Origin of the sequence: Agrobacterium sp. GD03872, assembly GCF_029840625.1 — a bacterium.
In the GTDB taxonomy this organism is placed as follows: domain Bacteria; phylum Pseudomonadota; class Alphaproteobacteria; order Rhizobiales; family Rhizobiaceae; genus Agrobacterium; species Agrobacterium fabrum_A.
Genome location: NZ_JAOCCY010000009.1, coordinates 32754 through 55865, shown reverse-complemented (window position 1 = coordinate 55865; position 23112 = coordinate 32754). Strand labels below are relative to the sequence as shown.

Genomic DNA, 23112 nt, shown 5'->3' with positions numbered 1-23112 from the left:
AGACAAGCCTTTGTGCAAGATTGCCGCCCCCTGCAATACCCTAATCCGCCACCTGCCGCCGCGTCAGAAACAACAGCAGCAGCGCCGCGCCGGCACCAACCGAAGCGAGCCGGATCGAGACGCCGAAACTCGCATATTGCGACACGAACCCCATCAGCGGCACCGCAAAAAGCGCGGCGAGGAAGATGGAGTTCATGTAGAGCGCCGTCGCCCGGGCCGTGCGACCGCGCGCAAAGCCCTGCACGAAGGTAAGACAGGTGCCGGCGCAAAGGCCGTAATAGGCGCCTTCCAGCGCCGCACCCGCGATCATGGCCGGCAATGTGGTGACCGAAGCGATGACGTTGAAGGCGACGATGGCCATTACCGCCGAGACGCCCAGCAGCAGGCGGGCGCTGAAGCGGCGCATCATCCGCGGCGCAAGCAGGATGAACAGAACCTCCATGGCGCATTTGACACTGAGCGACAGGCCCGGCACGTAATCCGGCAGGCCGACCTCGCGCACCAGAAATATCGGTAGCGCCGAGGCGCACAGGGCATGGGCGAAAGACATGCAGAAGCTGGCGGCCGCCGCCATAAGCAGCGGCAGGTTGCGCCGTGTATCGTCGTTACCCTCCGGCCGTCGCTCCATCGGGCTGGTCTGGTCACGCGGCACCACCGCCAGGGCAAGCCCGCCCCAGATGACCGCCATCAGCATGGCATTGGCGAACACGGCCTTCGCGCCGGCAAGGTCGAAGATCAGATAGGCGGCGGCGGGAAGCAGCATCCATGCCAGCGACACCATCGTCCGCAGGAAAGCATTATAGGCGGCCGTATCCAGCGCCCTTACCCGGCCATGATAACGGCCGTAACTGAAAATGAGCGTGCTGGCGGCATTGGAAAGCCCCATGCCGGTCGCCGTTATCGCCACCAGCAGCGCCATATGCCCGGAACTCGCCGCCGCAGCGGCGACAAAAGCGCCGAACACGGAAAGTATCAGCAGCGGCCTCACCCGCACACCGGCATCGACACGTTCGCCATAAACACGGCTGGCGATAATCGAAGCCAGCGCCGCCGTCACGCTGTAAAAACCGACGGTCGCCGGCGGATGGTCGAGCACCTGGATGATGTAGAAACCGATAAACGGCACAACGGCCGCATTGGTGCTGCCGGCAATAAAAACCAGCAGGGCGATCATATAGGCCTGACGATCGAAAGCGCCCGGCGCAGTGCTTTTCTGTAGCATGGGAATCGACTGGAGACTGGCAAGCGGAAGTGGATTGGAGCCCACCATCACATCAAAACGCCCTGCTGTTCAAGCCTACGCTAAAAAGCAATGCGCGTTTTTCGCATCCGGCGGAACCTCTCCACCGTCCTCGGTGGGCTGGTGCGGGATCCCTGCATCAGCTGCGCGGGGCGTCGCAAGGCTGCGCCGCCCCCTGTCGAAAACGGAATACTCAGAACTTCACGCCAAGACCGACCTTGACGACATGTTCGCTGACATCGCCGGTCGAGGTGATCGGACCGGTGTGGTAGGTTGCCTTGCCGAAGTCGTTGTAACGATATTCGACGCGTCCAAACAGGTTGTTGGTGAAGGCATAGTCGACACCCGCGCCGACCGTCCAGCCGTGCAGCACCTTGCTGTCCTCGCCGAACGGCGCTTTGACTTCGCTATCCGTCGCGGTGTAGCCGGCGGCGGTATAGATCAGCGCGCGGTCAACGGCGTAACCGGCGCGCAGGCGCGCAGAACCGTTCAGGCCGGCGGAAACCTCGCTGGTAACGATGGTCTTGTTGCCCCAGGCGTAACCGAGATCGGCCTCGACACCGAGAATGACGGAGGGAGCAACTTCGAAATTATAACCCGCGAAACCGGAAAAACGGCCGCCGTCAAATTCATGTTTCGTGGTGACACCGAAGGTGGTCGACTTCACCCGGTTCCAGCCATAACCCGCGGAGGCGCCGAGATAGACGCCATCCCAGGAAAAGGCAGGCGCAACATCATTGACAACAGGCGCGGCCGGAATGTCGCTGACGGCGTCAGCCGCAGCAGCCATGCCGGAGAAAACGCCGAGCAGGCCGAGCGCGAGAATTGACTGTTTCAACATGCGATAGCTCCTTGAAAATAACATCCCGTCTCCTGCGGGCTGCGAGTATTTCGCGACCGGAAGCGCAGCATCTTGACGGGGTTGACGCACCCACAGATTGAAGAACATCGTGGTTAAGATCGCGTAAATAGCCCGGCAAAAACACCGCCATGGGACGTATTCCGATTAATATTTGCAATATTCACCAAATATAAATCGGAGTTCGCGTGGATATCGACCCGACGAGCCCGCCCTGACATAAAAGGGCCTTTACCGCCCTAAAAACCATCATGGGTAGTGGTCATCCGGTATTTTTGTGTACGCCATTCATATCCGCATCGCGGGCAAAAAAAGAGGGCCGCGAGGCCCTCTTCCAGTCATGCGATGCGCCGTTTGTTCTTGCCGGAAACGCCATGCGTCAAACATACGCAACTCGAAGATCATTGCCGGCCTATGTGCTGCGCGCATCGTCTGCGTCGAAAATCCCAGATGATTTTCGAGCCGTTCCGTTGGAGCGGGATGGAAAGAGCCTGACGGTTTCGCCATCCCGCCCCACGTTCCAGTTAGTGCCGGCGCTTCTTGCCGCCGTCGTTCTTGTTGTCGATGACATCGACCGACGTCTTGTTGCCGTTCAGCAGGCCATTCAGAATGCCGGTCTTGTTGCCGTTCAGGATCCCGTTATTGGACAGGATGCCGCTGACACCGAGATCGATGCTCGGCGAGACGACGACAAGGGCGCCGCCCTTGTTGCTGTTGCCGGACAGGATGCCCCCCAGAAGACCGCCCGCATTGGCCTGACCAACGGAAGCGACAGTAAGAATAGCGGCTACACAAGCGAACTTAGCAATCATTTCTCTCTCCTCTTTTGTTTGATCACGCCATCTGGCGTAACTGAACTGTATATTTAGAGGATTCTAATTCAAGCAAAGGCTAATATTACAATAAACAATTAACTTTAATACTGGCGATATTAATCAAATTTTATACATCGCGCACCGGTTCCTTCACTTCTTCTTGCAGCATTGCCGCCCAGCATTCGCGCTACCGCAGTAAAACGGCGCAGAAAACTTTATTAACCATCCAAATATAAGATATTGCTTAATTAGAGACCGGAGATGCGAATGCGGCTGGGGGGTTATATCGCGCTTGTTCTCGGGCTTGCCTGCGCCTGCGGTGCGCGGGCGGGTGAAAAGGCCGATGAGCACAATGTCACCTATAAATCCGGCATTGCTTATGACAGCAATTATTTCGCCGACACCAACCGGCTGAGCGCAATTTCGCTGCGCGCCGGCTTCGGGCTCAACGGCAAGGTGGCGCTTGACGGCGCGGAGCTGCGTTATTCGCTCGAACACGAGGAGGTTCGCCTGCCCCGCTACCGTTTCGCCAATGAACACAACACCATCGCGGCACTGGGGCTGACGAAACGCTTTTCCGAAAAGCTGGAATGGGCCGTCGAGCTGCGCGGCACCCGTAGCGATGCCGGCGATATATTCCTGCACCTGCCTGAAGAAGACATTGGCTACCGGCAACTGGATCACAAGCTGGAAGCGTCTTCGCAGCTCGGCATCCTCGCGCTTGGCGGCAAGAACACGCTGACGGCGAGCCTTGCCAGCCTGATGAAGGGCAAGGCGCGATTCCGTCCGGCCTATTTCATGCCCACCCGACTGGAAGCCAACGAGGCGCTTTTATCGCTGAAAGCCGAACATGCGCGGTCGCTCGGCGGCGGCGAGGCCGGGCTGACGCTTGCCTATGACCGCATTCTTGTGCCTGAAGCGCAGCAGGAAAAATATGAACGCTTCCCGGCCCAAACGCTGCGGGGTTCCCTGGCCTATGGCTACAAGTTCTCGGATCGGCTGGCGGTTCTGGCCGAAGCGGGCTTCACCACCATTTCCGGCGATGAGATCAGCGACAAGGTGAAACGCACCCGCCCGTACCTGCGGGCCGAAGCGGAAATGAAGGCGACCGACCGCCTCGCCTTCGGCATCGGCTTTTCGCAGGACTACGCACTTTTCGATCCGGATGACCCCATTGCCGAATTCCATCGCCGCTGGCAGCTGGTCATGAAGAGCAGGCTCACCGAAAAGGTCGGGCTCGATCTTGCGCTGCACCGCGTCCACAAGGACTGGATCTATTACAACTACGATAGCAGCGAGCGCAGGCTCGTCGCCACGCTCTCTTTCGATACCGGCAAGAACAGCAGGCTGGAGCTGGAATTCAACCGCCTGCTGCATGGCGAGCGCGACACGGACCTCGCCTATAGCGGCTCCAGCATCACGTCACGTTTCACCGGCACCTTCTGAAATCTCCCGCTGGCCTGCCTGAAGGGTCAGGGAACAGATCGGGTCGAAATTCGGTCCCATTTTCTGCTACAGTCGGGCCTTCAAGATTCGAAGGCAGGACAGACCGGATAATGAACAGACGATTATTGCTCCTTGCGGCTGGCCTGACCTCCATTCCCGTCGCCGCCGCCGCGCATCCGCATATATTTGCGGAAGCGCGCATGGAAATCGTCGAGGGGCCGAACGGCACGGTTCAGGAAGTGCGCAACATCTGGCGTTTCGACGAGATGTTCTCGGCAAGCGTGGTGATGGATTACGACAAGAACAGCGACCTGAAGCTCGACAAGGACGAGCTGGCCGAAATCGGCAATACCGTCCTGGAATCGCTTGCCGAATATTCCTACTACACCTTCATCACCGCCAATGGAAAACCGGTGGAATTTTCAAAACCGGACGCCATTCACGTGGATTACCAGGACCAGCAGATCCTGATGTTCTTCTCCGTGAAACCGACCGCGCCGCTCGCCGTCAAGGGCAAGCTCAGCTTCGGCGCCTGGGATCCGACCATGTATACTGCGATCGATTTTGCGAAGGACGGCGATATCGCCACCGAGGGCAAGGACCTGAAGGCCTGCAAGCACCATGTCGTGCGTCCCGATCCCGACGAGATCATCTCGCAGAACCAGAGTTCGCTGACCGACGCCTTCTTCAACGATCCGACCGGCACCGACATGACCAAGCTCTTCGCCACCCGGCTGGAAGTGACATGCTGAGCCGCCGGGCCGGCCTCTTCGCCGTCGCCATCGGCCTCATCGCCGTAGCCGGTGCGGCGCATGCGCAGTCGCCGCTCGGCATCGGCTCGGCCGAGCCTTCCTTTTCCGTCGGCGGCCCTTTCGCACCGCTGATGCAATGGATCAACGTGCACCAGCAGATGTTTTATCGGGCATTGACCGGGGCGCTGAAGGCCATGCGCGAGGATGGCTGGGCGCTCAGCTCGCTGATCGGCCTGTCCTTTGCTTATGGCGTTTTCCACGCCGCCGGCCCCGGCCACGGCAAGGCGGTCATTTCGTCCTATATGATCGCCAACGAGACGCAGCTGAAACGCGGCATTCTCATTTCCTTCGTTTCGGCGCTCCTTCAGGGCGCGGTCGCCATCGGCCTTGTCGGCGCGGCCTGGCTGGTGCTGCGCGGCACGTCCATCACCATGACGAAAGCGACGCAGGCGATGGAGATCGCCAGCTTCGCCATGGTGGCGCTGTTCGGCGCCTGGCTGCTGGTGCGAAAACTCTGGTCGCTGCGCATCCGGCGCGAGCCGGTCGCGGTTTTCGCCGCGGCGGGTGAAACCATGGCCGCCAGAACCGCCGGCATGGGCACGGGTCTCCGGTTTCAGGGCAAACCGGTTTTTGCCGATCACGACCATGACGGCACGGGCGATCTCTGCACCGCCTGCGGCAAATCCCATGCGCCGGATCCGATGCTGCTCAAGGGCAAGAACTTCAGCCTGCACGAGGCATGGTCCGCCATCATCGCCGTGGGCCTCAGGCCCTGTTCGGGCGCAATCATCGTCATGAGCTTTGCGCTTCTGAACGGGCTTTATCTCGGCGGCGTGCTCTCCGTCCTCGCCATGTCGCTCGGCACGGCGATAACGGTGTCGCTGCTCGCCATCATGGCCGTCTCGGCTAAAGGCCTCGCGGTGCGTTTCGCCGGCCCCGGCAGCCGCAGGGCGGCCGGCATCAGCCATGCGATCGAGATCGCCGGTGCGCTGTTCGTGCTCATCATGGGGCTGTTGCTGCTCGGCGCGTCGCTTCAGCTCTAACCGTCACGGCGACGCTGGTAACGGGCGCGCAGCCAGAACAGCAGGAAGAAACACAGCACCGCCACCGTGCCGAAGGCGGCGGCGAGCCAGGGCGAATAATCGCCCAGCCACAGCATGATCTTCGGCATGACGAAAAAGACCAGCCCAAAACCGACGATGATAAGGGCGGCGGCGACGGCCGGCGACCAATCCTTCTTGCCGGGGCTCGGCTTTTCAGGCGCCGGGCTTTCAGGCGCCGGGTTTTCAGGCAATGGCATCGGCAAACTCCGCACGGATATCCTCAAGCTTGCGCTTCTGCGTTCCATCGGCCGCGAAATTCTCCGGCAAGAGCCAGGTTTCGAAGGCCTTGCCGATCAGCGGCCATTCGCCGTCGATCATGGAAAACCACGCCGTATCGCGGTTCTGCCCCTTCGAGATCATATGCTGGCGGAAGACGCCCTCGAAGGTGAAGCCATAACGCTTCGCCGTGATCTTGGAGGGCTCATTTTCATTGTGGCATTTCCACTCGTAACGGCGATACCCCAGATCCTCGAAAACATGTTTCGCCATCAGGTAATGCGCCTCGGTGGAAAGAGGCGAGCGCTTCATCTTCGCGCCATGGGCGACGGAGCCGACCTCGACCACGCCATTGGCGGGATCGGGCCGCATATAGCTCGCCATGCCGACGATATCGCCGGTGGCGTTTTCAACGAAGACCAGCGTGACCCAGTTCAGCCTCTCGCCCGCGCCGACAAGCCAGTCGCCGAAAGCGTCGGCATCGGGAAAGGCGCTTTGCGGGAAATATTTGAGCAGCGCATTCACGCCCTCGCCGCCAAGGGCGGCCCAGAGCCTTGCGAGATGTTTTTGACGATCGAACGGCTCGGCCGTCACGTAACGGCCCTTCAGCACCACCGGCTGCGGCGGCGGACATCCCCTAAAATCACTCAGATCGCGCATTCTCTTCCCCATTTGCTGGGAGAAGGATTAGGGCAAGCGGGGCGGGATGACAACAGTGCATATGGGTGGGATACGGTGGCGTTGGTGGGTGTGGCTCACCCCCTCTGCCCTGCCGGGCATCTCCCCCACAAGGGGGGAGATCGACCTGCGGCGAAGTCCCGCCTATCTCAACATTCAAGAAGAAAGTGGCGAAAGAGCGTCTTGCCGATCTCCCCACCTGTGGGGGAGATGCCCGGCAGGGCAGAGGGGGGTGAGCCACACGCTCAAACCCACACGCTCAAACCCTCATGCTCAAGCTCAAAGCACTACCTCACCTCAAACCTTCGCCGCCACCACCGTCGCCTCGATATGATCGACCAGCGCATCCGGCAACCCAAGTCGCCCGGCCAGAAGATCGAGATAGCCCCGCTCCGCCCGTGTATCGGCCTCGATGGCAAGCCGCGAGGCGGTGTAAAGCTCCACTTTCTGCTCTTCCGTGCGGGCGGCTGCCACCAGCGCGTCTATGTCGAGCGGATCGGCCAGTTCCTTTTCGAGGAAGCGCTCGGCTTCGTCATCGAGGCCGGAGACCTGCACCTTGTCCATGATGTTGGCGCGCTCCTTCTCATCGATATGACCGTCCGCCTTGGCGGCGGCGATCATCGCCTGGATGAGCTTCAGCGCAAAATCGTTGGAAAGCGCCGGCGATTGCGGGTGGAAGGCGGAATCGGCGGGCGGGGCGAGAAGCTCCGGCTCGGGTTTCGGTGCGGCTTCAGGCGCCTGGCCGGACTTGTAATTCTTGTAGGCGAGGTAACCGAGACCGGCGATGGCGGCCACCCCGCCAATGGTGGCGACATTGCCGGCGAGCTTGCGGCCGGTCTTGGTGCCCAGAATGGCGGCGGCGAGCGCGCCGGCCTTCAGGGGATTGTTCTTGGCGATATCGGCGGCCTGCCCGGCTCTGTCACGGACGCTTCCCGAAAGGCCCGGCACCTGCGAACCGAGGAATTGTTCAAGAAGCTTCTTGGCGTCGAACATCAAAATCTCCTGTAAGGGTCAAATCTACAGGGGAGATAGGAAGCCGCAGGCCGAATATAAATGTCAAACCCGCTCACGCCTTCGTGAACGGGTTTGAAAGGACGTGGCTCAGCCGCGCAGCGCGGCGGCCTCCGCCGCAAGCTTGGTGATGCCCGCCCAGTCGCCGGTCGCCACCAGTTCGCGCGGGGCGACCCAGGAGCCGCCGACGCAGACGACGTTCGGCAGGGAAAGATAGTCATTGGCGTTCTTGAGCGACACGCTGCCGGTCGGGCAGAAGACGGTGCCGGCGAGCGGCGAGGACAGCGCCTTGAGGTAAGGCGCGCCGCCGGCCTGTTCGGCCGGGAAGAACTTCAGCACCTTGTAACCTTCGTCGCGCAGCGCCATGACTTCGCTGGCGGTGGCAGCACCCGGAAGCAGCGGCACTTTGGAACCGCGCGCGGCTTCCAGCACGCTTTTATTGATGCCGGGGCTGACGATGAAGGTGGAGCCAGCTTCCGCCGCCGCCTCGAAATCCCTGGCGTTCAAAATGGTGCCGGCGCCGACATTGGCGCCCTCCACTTCCGCCGCAACCGCGCGAATGGCGTCCAGCGCCGCGGGCGTGCGCATGGTGATCTCGATCGCCTTCAGGCCACCCGCAACCAGGGCACGCGCGAGCGGCACTGCGGAAGCGGCGTCATCCACGATCAGCACCGGCACGACCGGCTGAAGTTTGAGGATGGAAAGAAGTTTTTCAGAGTCCTGGGCCAAGATGAGCCTCCCTGCGCTATTGAAACGATTGAAATTCCGTCTACGAATTAGCCTGCCTCGGCTTCCATGTCGAGGCGCGCCGATTGCATTTTTATCCAGAGACTTCAATCAATTCGCTTCATAATTGTGTCACATTGCGATAATCTGGCGACCCAGCTTGCGGAGACAGCATGGCCAAGGAAATTGAACGGAAATTTCTTGTTGCAGGCGGTGATTGGCGCAATGAGGTAACCCATAGCATGGCTTTCCGGCAGGCATATGTCGCCTCGATGGAAAACCGTTCGGTCCGGGTAAGGATCGTCGACCAGCGCGATGCGACCCTGACCATCAAGATCGGCGCGAGCGCGCTTGTCCGCGACGAATATGAATATTCCATCCCCCTCAAGGACGCCGAAGAGCTGATGGCAAGCGCGCCGGGCGTCGTGATCGAAAAGACGCGCCACACGGTCGATCATGGCGGCTTCACCTGGGAAGTGGATGTTTTCGAAGGAAGATATCGCGGCTTGGTCGTGGCCGAGGTGGAAATGGATGACGAGCGGGCCAATCCCGACCTGCCGGCCTGGCTTGGCCGGGAAGTCACCGGAGACCGGCGTTTTTCCAACCAGTCGCTCGCCATGGACTATCCGAATGGAGACCTGTCGGATGCCCTTCAGAATTGATCCGAAAAAAACCTTCACCGACGAGATCCGCCGGGCCGGGCTGGAACTGATCGACGATACGATCGCCATCCTGCGCGACCAGCCTTCCGGACCGCACGAGGCGGTGCACGATGCGCGCAAGCGGTTCAAGCGGCTGCGCGCCCTTTACCGCCTCATCCGCAAGGCGGCACCCGATTTCGCCGAGGAGGAGAACGCCCGCTTCCGCGATATCGCCCGCTCGCTTGCCTTTGCCCGCGATGCGACGGCGCTGGTGGAAACCGCCGAATATCTCGAGGCCTTCGCCCGCTCGGATGCGCAGGGCGAAGCGCTGCGATCGATTACCGCCATGCTGCGCGCCCGTCGCGACGACGCCATCGACAACGAGGCCGGCCTTGACGAGGCCATTGCGGCTGCCATTGCCGGCTGTGAGGAGGGACGCGAAAAACTTGCAGCCCTGTCGCTGCCGGATGAGTTGAAAGATACCGCCCGGCTGCTGAGAACCGCCTGGTCGAAACAGAGAAAGAGGGCGCGGAAGGCGCTCTCCGATTGCCGCGATGAGGCCGATGTCGAGCATTTCCACGAATTGCGCAAGGCCGGGCAGGCCTATTGGATGCATCTTGGCCTGATGCGCCGGCTCTGGCCTTCCGCCATGCGCGCCAAGCGCGCCGATACCAAACGGCTGGTCGATATTCTCGGCCATGAGCACGACCTGTCGGTCCTCACCGCCGTCGCCGACCGCGAGCCGGACCGTTTCGGCAATGGCGAGCGGCTCGCCCTGCTGCTCGACGCCATCATCCAGCGACAACAGGCGCTGCGCACTGAAGGTCTTGCGGTGGCGGACGAGGTGTTTTCCGAATCCGCCCGCACCGAAAGCCGTATCGTCGGCCTGTTATGGCGGCAGGCGGTGAAGTAGGCCAAACGCTACTTTTGGTGCTCGCCACCCTGTTGCCTGCACACGGCAGCAGGAGTGACAGGAAGCCCGCAAACCCTCCCGATTTGACGATTTTCAAAATACCCGGAACCGCCGATAAATATTGCTTTGCGGCCGCCATCGCTGTATTTCAGCGCCCATGACCGACACGACCATTCTCCCCCGCCCGGAAGTCTCTGGTGATTTCCTTGTGGCCGCGCTTTATCATTTCGCCCGCCTGCCGCGGTTCGAGAGCCTGCGCGAGCCGTTATTCGCGCTCTGCCAGGAAAACGGCGTCAAGGGCACGCTGCTGCTGGCCGCCGAAGGCATCAACGGCACCATTGCCGGGCCGGATGCGGGCGTTCACGCGGTGCTCTCCTTCCTGCGCGCCCAGCCGGAATTCGCCGCGCTGGAGCACAAAGAAAGCCGCGCCTCGCACATGCCCTTCGTGCGGCTGAAGGTGAAGCTCAAGAAAGAGATCGTCACCATGGGCGTGCCTGACATCGATCCGAACCGCATCGTCGGCACCTATGTCGATCCGCGCGACTGGAACGCGCTGATCTCCGACCCTGAGACCATCGTCATCGACACCCGCAACGATTACGAGACCGCTATCGGCGTCTTCAAGGGTGCGGTCGATCCGCAGACGAAAACCTTCCGCGAATTTCCCGACTGGGTGAAGAACAATCCCGGCCTGCACAACAAGCCGAAGATCGCCATGTATTGCACCGGCGGCATTCGCTGCGAAAAGGCCACCGCCTTCATGAAGGAACAGGGCTTCGACGAGGTCTATCACCTCAAGGGCGGCATCCTGAAATATCTGGAAGAGGTGCCGGAAGAAGAGAGCCTGTGGGAAGGCGCCTGCTTCGTGTTCGACGAGCGCGTCTCTGTTGTCCACGGCCTTGCCGAAGGCGACCACCAGCTCTGCCACGCCTGCCGCAACCCGATCACGCCGGAAGTGCGCCTATCCCCGAAATTCGAGGAAGGCGTGTCCTGCCCGAGCTGCTACGACGACCGCAGCGAAGAGGATCGCCAGCGTTTCCGCGACCGGCAGCAGCAGATCGACCTGGCAAAGAAGCGCGGCGAGCGGCATCTGGGGCGGTAAGCCGGGTCGGCTATCGGACTGCATAACGGTTGGGGTTTGTTTGAGCGGGTGCTGCGTGTTTCTTCTCCCCGCCGGGAAGAAGTCCGCGGCAGCGGGATGAGGGGGCAAGCTCTCGATCTATCGTCAACGTAGCCCCCTCATCCGACCCTTCGGGCCACCTTCTCCCCGGCGGGGAGAAGAAACGGGCCGTAGCCCCGAGATTGAACCACAGTTCGCGGTCGCTGCTTAGGCCCCTGCCCGCAACGCAAAGAGCGGTGCGTCCTGCCCGTCCAGCATGGCGGTGATCTCTTCCGCCGCGACCGGTTTCGAGAACAGGTAACCCTGCAATTCATCGCAGCCGCACAGATGCAGGATAGCCGCCTGCTCTTCCGTTTCCACGCCTTCGGCCGTCACCGGAATATCGAGCGATTTCGCCAGCGCCACGGTCGCCTGCAGCATTTCCAGCGAGCGGCCACCCTTGTCGAGCGCCATGATCAGCGAACGGTCGATCTTCATGCGGTCGAAACCGAAGCGGCGCAGATATCCGACGCTCGCAAAACCGGCGCCGAAATCGTCGAGTGCAATATGCAGGCCAAGCTGTTTCAGCTTGTCGATGGCCGCACCCGCCCGCTCCGGATGCTGGATGAAATATCCCTCGGTCATTTCCAGCCGCAATCTTTCAAATGGCGTCTGCGTGGCCTCGAGAATATCCGCCACCTGGCGTGAGAAGCCCGGATTGCGGAACTGTACGGGGGAGATATTGACGGAGAGCTTGATGGACGGCCATTGCCGCGCCGTCTCGCAGGCCTTGCGCAGCACCAGAAGGCCGAGCCGGTCGATCAGGCCGCTGGTTTCGGCGGCGGCAATGAAGATATCCGGCGGCACGAAACCATATCCCGGCCGCTGCCAGCGGGCCAGCGCTTCCACCCCGGTAATGCAGCGCGTGGCGGCGCTGACGACCGGCTGATAGACCACCTGTATCTCGTCGTTCAGGATGGCGGAGCGGAGATCGGCCTCAAGCTGCAGTTTCTCCTCGCGCAGCGCATCCATCTTCAGCTCATAGGAAACGTAACGCCCGCGTCCGTTCTCCTTGGCCTGATACATGGCCATATCGGCGCGCCGCAGCAATTCCTCGCCATTGATATCGCCGGCGCGGGAGACCGAGGTGCCGATGCTGCAGCCGATGCTCGCCACCCGCTCGCCGATGCTGAAAGGCTCGGTGAAGAGTTCGAGAAGCGCCAGACACAGCTTGCGGCCTTCCGACCAGACGTCGTTGCCCTGAATGGCGATGGCGAATTCGTCGCCGCCAAGCCGCGCCAGCACCGCGCCTTCCGGCACCATCACCCTGAGCGCCGCCGCCACCCCCTTGATCAGCCGGTCGCCGGCGGCATGGCCGTAGGAATCGTTGATTTCCTTGAAACCGTCGAGATCGAGATAAAGCAGCTCGATATCCGTCTTGTCATGGCGGGCCTTGTCGACCATGCGGTTCAGCCTGGCGAAAAGCCCGGCGCGGTTGTCGAGCCCGCTCAGCCGATCGCGCAGCGCTTCTTCCCTTGCAGTCGCCTCATCCGCCTTCAGCCGGTCGAGCGTGGCCGAACCGATGATGAGCAACACCAGGAAAAATGTGCCGGCAATGCCGAGCGCGGTGAAGACCACCGGCCGTGCATCGCGAAAGCTGACATCTCCCGGCAGGTGCGAACGCCAGACGAGCCGCGCCAGCACCTCCCCCAGGGGATTGACGATATCCACATGGTTGGCGGCCGGCCCGTCGCCATATTGCAGTTCCAGACCCTCGATGACGTAGTTGCGGGCAAGCTTGTCCACCGTCGCCTGCTTGAAATGACGGGCGAAGATGAGATAACGCCGGTCCGCACCGACCGGCGGCAGCGCGCCGGATTTAAGCCGCACGAGGGCGACGCCGGCAGCGGCGATGCCATCGCCGGTCTTGACGAAACCGGTAACCTGCGAGGTGATGCCGGGTCGCATGGACCGCACACGCTCGATCATTTCCCGGAGGCCGCCGGTAAAATAGGTCGCCGGCGTCCACGTCACCGGCTTGCCATTCTGATAGGCCATGCGGATTCTGTTATTCTCATCGAGGACCACGGCGGTATCGAAGAGATCGTTATTGACCGTCATGTCGCCATAATTGCTGGCCACCCAGTCGAACCTGTCGGGGGCATAGACATATTCAGCGGCATCGTCCCAGGCGGCGTAATCGTTGAGCGTCGCGCCAAGCTGTTCACGAAAGGTGACGAGGGCTCCCGCCGTCGTCTCGCGCGAGCGGGCATTGTCGAGCGAATTCGCCTTTTCCCGGACCTGGCTCAGCGCGGACAGGACCAGCGCGGTGACGATGAGAAGCACCAGCGCGAAGGTGGACAATACGACGCCCACGGCGGTTCTGCGCCCGACCGGCAAATAGTCCCCAATGTTGCGCGGCGCAATCCGCATAAAATCCCCTTTGAAAGCATCATCTTGCGAAGGAAACATTCAAAAGGCGTTAAACCGCTGCGTGTCGCCGCCCCAAGAAACAACGGGTACAAAACGACAGTTCCGGCGAGAAACTGAAAAATTCTTCCCTGAAAAGGCGCGGGTTTTTCATGAAACCCGGGCAACCCCCTGTTCGGAAAACAAAAAACCTCCCCCGCGAACGGGAGAGGTCTTCATTTTTTTCGAATGCCGGAGCGGCTTACCAGGACGGGATGACCGTGCCGTTGTACTTTTCCAGAATGAAGGCCTTCACTTCCGGGCTCTGGTAGGATTCAACCAGCGTCTTCACCCACGGCTTGTCCTTGTCCTGCGCACGAACGGCGATGACGTTCGCGTAAGGGGACTTTTCGCTTTCGATGGCGATGGCGTCCTTCTTCGGGTTCAGGCCGGCAGCCGTGGCATAGTTGGTGTTGATGACCGAAGCGTCGGTATCGTCAAGTGAGCGCGGCAGCTGGGCGGCGTCGAGTTCGACGATCTGGATGTTCTTCGGGTTTTCGGTGATGTCGGCAGGCGTTACCTTGAGGCCAGCTTCTTCCTTGACCTTGAGCACGCCCTTGGAAGCGAGAACCAGCAGCGCGCGGCCGCCATTGGTCGGGTCGTTCGGAATGCCGACGGTTGCGCCGTCCTTCAGCTCGTCGAGGTTCTTCACCTTCTTCGAATAAACGCCCATCGGGGTGGTGATGGTGGTGCCGACGCTGACGAGATCGAACTTGCGGTCAGCGATCTGGTTGTCGAGGTAAGGCTGGTGCTGGAAGGAGTTGGCCTGCAGCTCGCCATCGGCCAGCGCCTGGTTCGGCACGACATAGTCGGAGAATTCGACGATATCGATATCGAGACCCTTGGCGGCCGCGATCTTCTTCACCTGCTCCATGATCTGCGCGTGCTCGGCGGGGGTTACGCCGATCTTGATGGTCTCGGCCAGCGCCTGCCCGGCGGTGAAGAGAGCGGCGAGCGAGGCCGCGAGAATGAGTTTCTTCATGGGTGTCTCCTTGGGTTGTTATTATAAACGCAGTTAATTCTTCCGGGTCCGCTTGTCGAAGCTGCGGGCCAGTCTGTCGCCGGCGCTCTGCACCAGCTGCACCAGCACGATGAGCACCAGAACCACGACCAGCATCACATCCGGCATGAAGCGCTGGTAACCGTAGCGGATGCCGAGATCGCCCAGCCCGCCGCCGCCGACCGCGCCGACCATGGCCGAATAACCGATGAGGCTGACCAGCGTGAGCGTGAGCGCCAGCGTGATGCCGGGCTTCGCCTCGGCCAGAAGCACCTTGGTGACGATCTGCAGCGGCGTGGCGCCCATGGCGCGGGCGGCCTCGATCAGGCCCTTGTCCACCTCGCGGATCGCCGCTTCCACCAGCCTTGCGATGAAGGGCACGGTTGCGACCGTCAGCGGCACGATGGCCGCGCTGGTGCCGATGGAGGTGCCGGCGACGAGACGGGTGAAGGGAATGATCGCCACCACCAGAATGATGAAGGGCGTGGAGCGCGCAGCGTTCACGACGAGGCCGAGGATCCGGTTGGTCATCGGCGCCGGAAACAGCTCGCCCTTGCCGCTGGTGGCAAGGAAAACGCCCATGGGCACGCCGATCAGCGAGCCGACGATGCCGGCAACGGCGACCATGTGCAGCGTCTGCAACAGGCCCTTGGAGAGAAGGCTGAACAGCATATCAGGCGACATAACCGAGCACCTCCGTGTGAAGACCGGTCTCAGCATAAAAGCGATTGGCGCGGGCGGTGACATCCGCCGAGGCCGGATAGGAGACGACCAGCGAGCCGAAGGGCTGGCCGGAAATTTCCTCGATGGTGCCGGCAAGGATGTTCACGTCCGGGCCGATTTCGGCGACAAGGCGCGCCGTCAGCGGCTGGAAGGCCGTCTCGCCGAAGAACACCAGACGCACCAGAACACGGTCGCCTTCCGCCGCCTGCGGTTTCAGGCCCGAAGTGACCCAATGCGGCAGCTTCACGCCGACCGAGGACGACAGCAGGCTGCGGGTCGTCTCGTGTTTCGGCGCGGTGAAGATATCGAAGGTCGTGCCTTCTTCCACGATCAGGCCCCTGTCGATGACCGCCACCTGCGAGGCGATGGTCTTCACCACCTCCATCTCGTGGGTGATGAGCAGCACGGTGAGCCCCAGCTCGGCATTGATGCGCTTCAGCAATTCGAGAATGGATTGCGTCGTTTCCGGATCGAGCGCGGATGTCGCCTCGTCGGAAAGGAGCAGCTTCGGCTGGGTGGCGAGCGCACGGGCAATGCCGACACGCTGCTTCTGGCCGCCGGAGAGCTCCGCCGGATAACGATTGGCCTTGTCCGAAAGGCCGACGAGATCGAGCAGCGGCGCAACGCGCGTCTCGATCTCCTTCTTGCCCATGCCGGCGATTTCGAGCGGCAGGGCCACATTGTCGAAAGCGGTGCGCGAGGACAAAAGATTGAAGTGCTGGAAGATCATGCCGACGGAACGGCGCAGCGTGCGCAGGCTCTTTTCATCGAGCGCCGCGACATCGACGCCATCGACGACCACGCGGCCGGTCGAGGGCTTTTCAAGGCCGTTGGCGAGGCGGATGAGCGTGGATTTGCCGGCACCGGAGCGGCCGATGATGCCGGTGATGGAGCCTTTCGGCACGACGTAGTCGATACCGGCAAGGGCTGCGAAACCGGGCTTGCCGCCGGCGCCGCCGAAGGTCTTGGTCACGCCTTCAAACGTGACCATAGGCTCCTTTGCCGACCCTTCAGGGACCGCCTGTTCTTGGCGCGCGGGGGATGCCGCGCTGGATGGAAAACTCATTGTAAACTCTGGGAATGCGTGACGGATCGGGTCTCAAAAAATCCTGTTGCGGTGCTGAACCGCTCTCTTCATGCAGCCTTCTGGCACATTCGATGACAGCTGATTTTCCGGGTCATTTCGTCAGGCTTTCACTCAGAAATGCCGGGGATCGGCAATTCGATGGCGCATACTTGCCCGCACACGCCACCTTTTAACAGGGATGTTTTTTCAATTATCTGAAAAGAGAGAAAAAATCTACCGCAAAGCCGCCTCGGCAGCCCTGCGGCAGTCAAGATTTTGCGAGTACCCTGAATCAGACGCGGCTGACGAATTCATCGGCCGGGCGGCGCACTTTCTTCAGGTTCACCAGCCAGTCGCCTTCCGGCTGGCGATAACCGAGCGGCAGGATGGTGACGGAGCGCAGGCCCTTCTCGCGCAGGCCGAGGATTTCATCGAGCTTTGCCGGGTCGAAGCCTTCCATCGGAGTGGAATCCACGCCCTCGAAAGCGGCCTGCGCCACGGCCATGCCGAAGCCGATATAGGCCTGACGGGCGGCGTGCTCGAAATTCACCTGCTGCTCGCGCTGCGGATAGGTGGAAAGCAGCATCTGGCGATAGGCTTCCCAGCCTTCATTCTTGATGCCGCGTTCTTCATTGACCAGATCGAACATGCGGTTGATCCGCTCTTCGGTGTAATTGTCCCATGCCGCAAAGACCAGCAGATGCGAACCGTCGGTGACCTGCGCCTGGTTCCAGGCGATCTCGCGGATCTTGGCGCGCACTTCGGGATCGGTGACGACGATCACCTCGAAGGGCTGAAGGCCGCTGGAGGTGGGGGCAAGCCGCGCCGCCTCGACAATGCGCTCGACCTTGTCTTCCGACACGGCCTTGGAAGGATCCATTTTCTTGGTAGCGTAACGCCAGTTGAGTTTTTCGATAAGCATGTTCGTTTTCCCTGGGAGGACCAACCCGCCCTGCCCCTTGGACGCCAGAACGGGTGCTACGCCTTCGTAGCCCGTCTGACATAGGAGGCGGGACGGCGCGCGCAAGCAGGCACCGCGGGGTAACCGATAAAAAAGTTTGGAAAACTGATAATAAGGGGAGAGAACTTTATTGTGCGACCGCCGTGCATCCTCTCAACGTCATCCTCGGCCCTGTGCCGAGGATCTAATCACGTCGAATAAAATCAATCGGTTGCAGATCCTCGAGACAAGCCCGAGGATGACGGTGGAGAGGTATCACCCCTTGGCCAGACCATGGTTCCCCTTCGGAAAGCCCGAAGCCAGCGCGCTGTACCATTTGCCGCTGTTCTTCAGCGTGCGTATCTGCGTGTCGTAATCCACATGCACGAGACCGAAGCGCATGCGATAACCCTCGGCCCATTCGAAATTATCCATCAGGCTCCAGGCGAAATAACCGCGCATCGGATAACCGTCGCGGATGAGATCGGCGACGATGCCGAGATGTTCGGCGTAATAGTCGAGACGCGGCTGGTCATCCACCTCGCCGTTTTCCACGCCCATATTATAGCAGGCGCCGTTTTCGGTGATGTAGCAATCCGGCAGGTCGTAACGCTTGTAGAGCGTTTCCACCAGCGACTGAAGCGCCGGGGCATAGACCTCCCAGCCGATATCGGTCTTCACATCGCTGACGGCCGGGGCCGGTGTCGTGGCGGGGAATTCCGCGCCCGGCGTCGCATCGTCGGCAACGCGCATCGGCGTGTAATAATTCAGGCCCCACCAGTCGAGCTTCTGGCTGATGATGGAAAGGTCTTCCGCCTCCACCACCGGCATGCGGCTTTCCAGCGCCTCCATCATCTCGGCCGGATATTCACCCTTGAAGACCGGATCGAAAAACGCGCCGTTGTGGAACTGGAAGGCCCGTTCGGCGGCCTTGAGATCGGCGTCGCTATCGGAAGCCGGGATGACGGAATGGGCGTTCAGCACCAGCCCCACCGGCACCTTCGGAGCGACATGGCGGGATGCCTCCACACCGAAACCATGGGCGAGATTCATGTGATGCATGGCGGCAAGGGCCGCCTCCATGTTGCGCTCGCCCGGTGCATGAATGCCATAGAGATGGCTAAGCCACACCGCGCACCAGGGTTCGTTGAAGGTCGCCACCGCATCCAGCCGGTCACCCAAACGGGCCATCACGGTCTTGGCGTATCGCTGGAAAGCGTGCGCGGTGGAGCGCGAGGCCCAGCCGCCATCGCCCATCAGCGTCAGCGGCAGGTCCCAATGGTAAAGCGTCGCATAGGTCTTGATGCCGCGCGCCTTGCAGCCATCGACGAGGCGGTCGTAGAAATCCAGCCCCTTCTCGTTGATCGGCCCGAAACCATCCGGAATGATGCGCGGCCAGGCGATGGAGAAACGATAGGCCTCGACACCCATGTTCTTGATGAGATCGAGATCCTGCTCCCAGCGATTGTAGTGATCGCAGGCAATATCGCCATTGTGACGCTCGAAGACATGGCCCGGCATATTGCAGAAGGCGTCCCAGATGGAGGGCTTGCGGCCATCCGCCTTCGTGGAGCCTTCGATCTGGAAAGAGGCGGTCGCGACGCCGAACAGGAAATCGCCCGGAAAACGGGCGGCTAGCGTTTTGGGATCGGTCATCTACGAGGCCCTTCTCTGTCCATCGAGCGTGAAAAGATCAGCAGCGGTTTAGACCATGTCGGTCGGCAGGTACAGTCGTGGGCGGCAGGAATCTACAACGTTTCAGGATGCGCAGTTAACAAGTCCAAAGCGCTTTGTATGGGGGATTGCCGCCGCAGCGGTTTGCCGGCGGCGCAAGGCATCGACCCGGCGAATGCGGGTGGGAGAGGTGGTGGTGGTGGAAGTCGTTGCATTCACCGGGCCGCATCATCAGGGCCGCCAGGGCAGCCCATCGGTCACAGCCTTTTCACGGCACCTATCGGATCGGTCCTTCCCGCCTCTGGCCCGGCGGAATGCCTTTCCGAAACACGGTCTGCCAGAACCATGCTTGTCGATGCCGGCCTCCGGTTCGCGAAAGGCGCCGCGCGTATCGCCCTTCCGTTCCGGTTGCGGGAGGAATGATGCGGCTAAATCGGCTGATGGGGATGGAAGGGGACGTATTTTTCGGGAAGTGACTGAAAAGGAAGGAGTAGCGGTGTGGAATTGTCCTCGCCTTTGGGAAGAGATGGCGAGCGGGCCCCCTCATCCGGCCCTTCGGGCCACCTTCTCCCCGGCCGGGGAGAAGAAATATGCCGTGCCCTCGCCATTTCGGGCAAGAAGTACCCCGCTTGTTCTTCTCCCCGCCGGGGAGAAGTGCCGGAGCGAAGCGAGGCGATGAGGGGGCGACGCTCCCGTTGCCCCCTATTGCCCGCATCAAACGTAACGATTGACCACGTTTTCGAGATATTCCTGACGGCCGGACTTCGGCTCGGGATTGATATCCTCGCGCTCCACCAGGGCGGCAATCTCTTCCAGCTTCAATTCGCCGCGCAGCATCTTCTGGGCTTCAGCCGAATCCCATTTGGCGTAACGCTCCGCAAGCGGCTTCGACAGCGCGCCGTCCTCGATCATCTTCGCCGCCGCCTTCAGGCCGCGGGCGCAGCAATCCATGCCGCCGATATGGCCGATCAGCAGGTCCTGCGGATCGAGCGACTGACGACGCAGCTTGGCGTCGAAATTGGTGCCGCCGTTCTTGAAACCGCCGCCGGCCAGAACATGGTAATAGGCAAGCGCCATTTCCGGCACGTTGTTGGGGAACTGGTCGGTATCCCAGCCGGACTGGTAGTCGTTACGGTTCATGTCGATGGAGCCGAAAATGCCGAAGGCATTGGCCATGGCGAGCTCATGCTCGAAGGAATGGCCGGCGAGAATGGCATGGCCCTGCTCGATATTGAGCTTCACTTCCTTTTCCAGACCGTTCTTCTGCAGGAAGGCGTAAACGGTGGCGACGTCGTAGTCATACTGGTGCTTGGTCGGCTCCTGCGGCTTCGGCTCGATCAGGATCGTGCCTTCGAAGCCGATCTTGTATTTATATTCCACCACCAGATTGAGGAAGCGGCCGAGCTGGTCGAGTTCACGCGACAGATCGGTGTTGAGCAGGGTCTCGTAGCCTTCACGGCCGCCCCACAGAACATAGTTCGCACCGCCGAGCTTCTTGGTGGCGTCCATGCAGGTCTTCACGGTCGCGGCGGAGAAAGCGAAAACATCCGGGTCCGGATTGGTGGCAGCACCCGACATGAAGCGGCGGTTGGAGAAGAGGTTGGCCGTGCCCCATAGCAGCTTCACGCCGGTATCGGCCTGCTTTTGGGCAAAATAATCAACGATCTCGTTGAGGTTCTTGGTATTCTCCGCGAAGTTCCGGCCCTCCGGGCGCACATCGGCGTCGTGGAAGCAGTAGAACGGCGAACCGAGCAGCGAGAAGAATTCGAAAGCCACATCCGCCTTCAGTTTCGCCGCCTGCATCGTATCTTCGAACCACGGGCGCAGGAAGGTCTGGCCGCCGAAGGGGTCGCCGCCCGGCCAGGTGAAGGTGTGCCAATAAGCCACCGCAAAACGCAGGTGATCTTCCATGCGCTTGCCGGCGACGATTTCGTCGGGATTGTAATGACGGAAGGCCAGCGGGTTGGTGCTGTCAGGGCCTTCATATTTGATCTTGGCAATATCGCCGAAGAAACCTGTGCTCATGGTGATCCTCCTTGGTGGGTTTAGATGGTGTTCTGAAATTTCAGGGTCAGCGTTTGCCGCTCACCCCCCTCTGTCCTGCCGGACATCTCCTCAAGGGGGAGATCAGCAGGACGCTATCGATCGCTCCATACTCAGCCTCGCATGAGGACGAGATGTAGCCGCTTGTCGATCTCCCCCCTTGAGGGGGAGATGCCCGGCAGGGCAGAGGGGGGTGAAGCCGCATACTCCCTGTCTCAATGCGAAAGCGCCCGAATAGCCGGATAAAGCGCATGATAGCGCCGGTAAGCCTCCTCATAGGCGCCGGCCAGATCAGCCACCGGCTCGATGGTCCGCGCCGTTTCCGGCTGCGAGCAAACCGCCACCGGATCGGCCCCGGTCGCGGCGATGAGGCCGAGGCGGGCCGCACCGAAGGCGGCGCCGAAATCGCCCTCGGCCGGAATATCGACGGGCACGCCGAGCGAGGTGGCGATGGAGGCCAGCCAATAGGCCGAGCGCGAGCCGCCGCCGATGGCGGTGACGCGGGAAATCGAGGTACCGGCCGACTTCAGCGCTTCGAGATTGTCCCTGATCGCGAAAGTCACGCCTTCCAGCACCGCCTGGGTCAGCGCCTTGCGGTCGCTTTCATGCGAAAGGCCGATGAAGGAGCCGCGAATGGCGGCGTCGTTATGCGGGGTGCGCTCGCCAGAGAGATAGGGCGCAAAGGTCACCCCGGTCGGCGCAAGCAGCGTTTCGCCCAGTTCGCCGGTCAGATCGGCGGCGGATTGGCCGGTGAGGCGCGAATACCAGTTCAGCGCATCGGTGGCGGAAAGGATGACGCCCATCTGGTGCCAGGTATTGGGCAGCGCATGGCAGAAGGCGTGCACGGCGCTTTCCGGCTTCGGCAGATAGGATGCATTGGCCGCAAAGAGGACACCGGATGTGCCGAGCGAGACGAAGGCGTGGCCTTCCTTCACCGTACCCATGCCGCAGGCGGAAGCGGCGTTGTCGCCCGCGCCACCGGCAACGACGGTGCGGCCGGAAATGCCCCATTCGGCGCCAAGTTCGGCGCGCAGCACGCCCGCCTCATCCGTGCCTTCCACCAGTGAGGGCATGTGTTTTTCATCCAGACCGGTGGCGGCGAGAAGCTCGGAAGACCATTTGCGCGCGCCGGTATCGAGCCAGGAGGTGCCGGCGGAATCCGACATTTCGGAGATGTATTCGCCCGTCAGCCACAGACGCAGATAGTCCTTCGGCAGCAGCACCTTGGCGACTTTCGCGAAGATTTCAGGTTCGTTCTTCGCCACCCAGGCAAGTTTCGGCGCGGTGAAGCCGGGGAAAACGATATTGCCTGTTATCTTGCGGAAACGCGGATCGGCGTCCAGCGCGGCGGCCTCGGCATAAGAGCGCGTGTCGTTCCAGAGGATGCAGGGGCGCAGCACCTTGCCGGCCGCATCGATCAGCGTCGCGCCATGCATCTGGCCGGAAAGGCCGATGCCCTTGACGGCGGCAAGTTCCTTCGGGAACTTCTGCTTCAGGCCGGTAACGGCGGTTTTCGTCGCGGCAATCCAGTCGGCCGGATGCTGTTCCGACCAGCCGTGATGCGGGCGCGAAACGTCCAGCGAGCCGTTTGCCGAGCCGATGATTTTCTGATCGCCGTCCATCAGCAGGGCTTTGACGCCTGAAGTGCCAAGATCGAGACCGAGATACATGTATTTCTCCATTCCGGCGCGCCATGCG

21 protein-coding genes are annotated in these 23112 nt (G+C 61.3%); 6 read left to right on the top strand and 15 right to left on the bottom strand.

Annotated features, from left to right (window positions below; translation table 11 throughout):
* Window positions 1–40: 40 nt before the first annotated feature.
* The 3 genes from N5D22_RS18685 to N5D22_RS18675 form a co-directional block, all read right to left on the bottom strand.
* Window positions 41–1222: an MFS transporter gene (locus N5D22_RS18685; RefSeq protein WP_279658294.1), complete on the bottom strand. Its 1182-nt coding sequence runs from the start codon at window positions 1220–1222 to the stop codon at window positions 41–43.
* A 211-nt stretch (window positions 1223–1433) separates the two neighbouring features.
* Window positions 1434–2081 (bottom strand): porin family protein, encoded by a 648-nt coding sequence (locus tag N5D22_RS18680; protein WP_279658295.1) that lies wholly within the window; start codon window positions 2079–2081, stop codon window positions 1434–1436.
* Between the two features lie 542 nt (window positions 2082–2623).
* On the bottom strand, window positions 2624–2911 hold the full coding sequence (locus N5D22_RS18675; RefSeq protein WP_003505460.1) for a hypothetical protein: 288 nt from the start codon (window positions 2909–2911) through the stop codon (window positions 2624–2626).
* A 270-nt stretch (window positions 2912–3181) separates the two neighbouring features.
* Here N5D22_RS18675 and N5D22_RS18670 point away from each other — a divergent pair, with 270 nt between their 5' ends.
* The 3 genes from N5D22_RS18670 to N5D22_RS18660 all read left to right on the top strand — a co-directional run bounded on the left by N5D22_RS18670 (window position 3182) and on the right by N5D22_RS18660 (window position 6155).
* A complete protein-coding gene (locus N5D22_RS18670; protein WP_279658296.1) occupies window positions 3182–4360 on the top strand; it encodes a hypothetical protein in 1179 nt (392 codons plus the stop codon).
* 110 nt (window positions 4361–4470) lie between these two features.
* Window positions 4471–5112, top strand: coding sequence for a DUF1007 family protein (locus N5D22_RS18665; protein ID WP_279658297.1), 642 nt, complete (start codon window positions 4471–4473; stop codon window positions 5110–5112).
* Window positions 5106–6155 carry a nickel/cobalt transporter gene (locus N5D22_RS18660; RefSeq protein WP_279658298.1) on the top strand — a complete coding sequence of 350 codons (1050 nt, stop codon included), beginning with the start codon at window positions 5106–5108 and terminating at the stop codon, window positions 6153–6155. The genes N5D22_RS18665 and N5D22_RS18660 overlap by 7 nt, the downstream gene beginning before the upstream one ends.
* Here the strand turns inward: N5D22_RS18660 and N5D22_RS18655 are convergent.
* The 4 genes from N5D22_RS18655 to N5D22_RS18640 all read right to left on the bottom strand — a co-directional run bounded on the left by N5D22_RS18655 (window position 6152) and on the right by N5D22_RS18640 (window position 8849).
* Window positions 6152–6412 (bottom strand): hypothetical protein, encoded by a 261-nt coding sequence (locus N5D22_RS18655; RefSeq protein WP_279658299.1) that lies wholly within the window; start codon window positions 6410–6412, stop codon window positions 6152–6154. The two genes, N5D22_RS18660 and N5D22_RS18655, sit on opposite strands and share 4 nt — an antisense overlap.
* Complete coding sequence (locus N5D22_RS18650) at window positions 6399–7091, bottom strand: GNAT family protein (RefSeq protein ID WP_279658300.1); 693 nt, start codon at window positions 7089–7091, stop codon at window positions 6399–6401. Before N5D22_RS18650 ends, N5D22_RS18655 begins: the two co-directional genes overlap by 14 nt.
* 315 nt (window positions 7092–7406) lie before the next feature.
* Complete coding sequence (locus N5D22_RS18645; RefSeq protein WP_279658794.1) at window positions 7407–8102, bottom strand: tellurite resistance TerB family protein; 696 nt, start codon at window positions 8100–8102, stop codon at window positions 7407–7409.
* Between the two features lie 108 nt (window positions 8103–8210).
* Window positions 8211–8849 carry a 2-dehydro-3-deoxy-phosphogluconate aldolase gene (locus N5D22_RS18640; protein WP_035226090.1) on the bottom strand — a complete coding sequence of 213 codons (639 nt, stop codon included), beginning with the start codon at window positions 8847–8849 and terminating at the stop codon, window positions 8211–8213.
* Between the two features lie 170 nt (window positions 8850–9019).
* On the opposite strand from N5D22_RS18640, the gene N5D22_RS18635 reads away from it, so the two are divergent.
* From N5D22_RS18635 to N5D22_RS18625, 3 genes are all read left to right on the top strand, one after another.
* On the top strand, window positions 9020–9508 hold the full coding sequence (locus N5D22_RS18635) for a CYTH domain-containing protein (RefSeq protein ID WP_279658795.1): 489 nt from the start codon (window positions 9020–9022) through the stop codon (window positions 9506–9508).
* Complete coding sequence (locus N5D22_RS18630) at window positions 9492–10400, top strand: CHAD domain-containing protein (RefSeq protein ID WP_279658796.1); 909 nt, start codon at window positions 9492–9494, stop codon at window positions 10398–10400. Before N5D22_RS18635 ends, N5D22_RS18630 begins: the two co-directional genes overlap by 17 nt.
* Before the next feature lie 157 nt (window positions 10401–10557).
* Complete coding sequence (locus tag N5D22_RS18625) at window positions 10558–11502, top strand: rhodanese-related sulfurtransferase (RefSeq protein WP_279658797.1); 945 nt, start codon at window positions 10558–10560, stop codon at window positions 11500–11502.
* Between the two features lie 225 nt (window positions 11503–11727).
* Here the strand turns inward: N5D22_RS18625 and N5D22_RS18620 are convergent, their stop codons facing one another.
* The 8 genes from N5D22_RS18620 to xylB all read right to left on the bottom strand — a co-directional run bounded on the left by N5D22_RS18620 (window position 11728) and on the right by xylB (window position 23084).
* Window positions 11728–13971 (bottom strand): EAL domain-containing protein, encoded by a 2244-nt coding sequence (locus N5D22_RS18620; RefSeq protein ID WP_279658798.1) that lies wholly within the window; start codon window positions 13969–13971, stop codon window positions 11728–11730.
* Window positions 13972–14170: 199 nt separating this feature from the next.
* The gene (locus tag N5D22_RS18615) at window positions 14171–14950 is read right to left on the bottom strand and encodes a MetQ/NlpA family ABC transporter substrate-binding protein (protein ID WP_004433407.1); all 780 of its coding nucleotides are present in this window, start codon (window positions 14948–14950) and stop codon (window positions 14171–14173) included.
* 33 nt (window positions 14951–14983) lie between these two features.
* Window positions 14984–15652, bottom strand: coding sequence for a methionine ABC transporter permease (locus tag N5D22_RS18610; RefSeq protein WP_004433403.1), 669 nt, complete (start codon window positions 15650–15652; stop codon window positions 14984–14986).
* Entirely contained in the window at window positions 15642–16682 is a 1041-nt protein-coding gene (locus N5D22_RS18605; protein WP_080857906.1) for a methionine ABC transporter ATP-binding protein, read from the bottom strand. Before N5D22_RS18605 ends, N5D22_RS18610 begins: the two co-directional genes overlap by 11 nt.
* A gap of 367 nt (window positions 16683–17049) precedes the next feature.
* Window positions 17050–17679, bottom strand: coding sequence for an NAD(P)H-dependent oxidoreductase (locus N5D22_RS18600; protein WP_080853569.1), 630 nt, complete (start codon window positions 17677–17679; stop codon window positions 17050–17052).
* Window positions 17680–17973: 294 nt separating this feature from the next.
* A complete protein-coding gene (locus N5D22_RS18595) occupies window positions 17974–19353 on the bottom strand; it encodes a GH1 family beta-glucosidase (protein ID WP_279658799.1) in 1380 nt (459 codons plus the stop codon).
* Window positions 19354–20085: 732 nt separating this feature from the next.
* A complete protein-coding gene (xylA, locus tag N5D22_RS18590; protein ID WP_279658800.1) occupies window positions 20086–21396 on the bottom strand; it encodes a xylose isomerase in 1311 nt (436 codons plus the stop codon).
* A gap of 233 nt (window positions 21397–21629) precedes the next feature.
* On the bottom strand, window positions 21630–23084 hold the full coding sequence (xylB, locus tag N5D22_RS18585; protein ID WP_279658801.1) for a xylulokinase: 1455 nt from the start codon (window positions 23082–23084) through the stop codon (window positions 21630–21632).
* Window positions 23085–23112: the final 28 nt, after the last annotated feature.

Bases quoted from the DNA above. Each gene is read 5' to 3' on its own strand.
- N5D22_RS18600 (WP_080853569.1), bottom strand. From the start codon at position 17,679: ATGCTTATCGAAAAACTCAACTGGCGTTACGCTACCAAGAAAATGGAT.
- N5D22_RS18680 (WP_279658295.1), bottom strand. From the start codon at position 2,081: ATGTTGAAACAGTCAATTCTCGCGCTCGGCCTGCTCGGCGTTTTCTCC.
- N5D22_RS18685 (WP_279658294.1), bottom strand. From the start codon at position 1,222: ATGCTACAGAAAAGCACTGCGCCGGGCGCTTTCGATCGTCAGGCCTAT.
- N5D22_RS18665 (WP_279658297.1), top strand. From the start codon at position 4,471: ATGAACAGACGATTATTGCTCCTTGCGGCTGGCCTGACCTCCATTCCC.
- N5D22_RS18675 (WP_003505460.1), bottom strand. From the start codon at position 2,911: ATGATTGCTAAGTTCGCTTGTGTAGCCGCTATTCTTACTGTCGCTTCC.
- N5D22_RS18670 (WP_279658296.1), top strand. From the start codon at position 3,182: ATGCGGCTGGGGGGTTATATCGCGCTTGTTCTCGGGCTTGCCTGCGCC.
- N5D22_RS18645 (WP_279658794.1), bottom strand. From the start codon at position 8,102: ATGTTCGACGCCAAGAAGCTTCTTGAACAATTCCTCGGTTCGCAGGTG.
- N5D22_RS18615 (WP_004433407.1), bottom strand. From the start codon at position 14,950: ATGAAGAAACTCATTCTCGCGGCCTCGCTCGCCGCTCTCTTCACCGCC.
- N5D22_RS18620 (WP_279658798.1), bottom strand. From the start codon at position 13,971: ATGTTTCCTTCGCAAGATGATGCTTTCAAAGGGGATTTTATGCGGATT.
- N5D22_RS18605 (WP_080857906.1), bottom strand. From the start codon at position 16,682: ATGGTCACGTTTGAAGGCGTGACCAAGACCTTCGGCGGCGCCGGCGGC.
- N5D22_RS18630 (WP_279658796.1), top strand. From the start codon at position 9,492: ATGCCCTTCAGAATTGATCCGAAAAAAACCTTCACCGACGAGATCCGC.
- N5D22_RS18595 (WP_279658799.1), bottom strand. From the start codon at position 19,353: ATGACCGATCCCAAAACGCTAGCCGCCCGTTTTCCGGGCGATTTCCTG.
- N5D22_RS18650 (WP_279658300.1), bottom strand. From the start codon at position 7,091: ATGCGCGATCTGAGTGATTTTAGGGGATGTCCGCCGCCGCAGCCGGTG.
- N5D22_RS18660 (WP_279658298.1), top strand. From the start codon at position 5,106: ATGCTGAGCCGCCGGGCCGGCCTCTTCGCCGTCGCCATCGGCCTCATC.
- N5D22_RS18655 (WP_279658299.1), bottom strand. From the start codon at position 6,412: ATGCCATTGCCTGAAAACCCGGCGCCTGAAAGCCCGGCGCCTGAAAAG.
- N5D22_RS18610 (WP_004433403.1), bottom strand. From the start codon at position 15,652: ATGTCGCCTGATATGCTGTTCAGCCTTCTCTCCAAGGGCCTGTTGCAG.
- N5D22_RS18635 (WP_279658795.1), top strand. From the start codon at position 9,020: ATGGCCAAGGAAATTGAACGGAAATTTCTTGTTGCAGGCGGTGATTGG.
- N5D22_RS18625 (WP_279658797.1), top strand. From the start codon at position 10,558: ATGACCGACACGACCATTCTCCCCCGCCCGGAAGTCTCTGGTGATTTC.
- xylA (WP_279658800.1), bottom strand. From the start codon at position 21,396: ATGAGCACAGGTTTCTTCGGCGATATTGCCAAGATCAAATATGAAGGC.
- xylB (WP_279658801.1), bottom strand. From the start codon at position 23,084: ATGTATCTCGGTCTCGATCTTGGCACTTCAGGCGTCAAAGCCCTGCTG.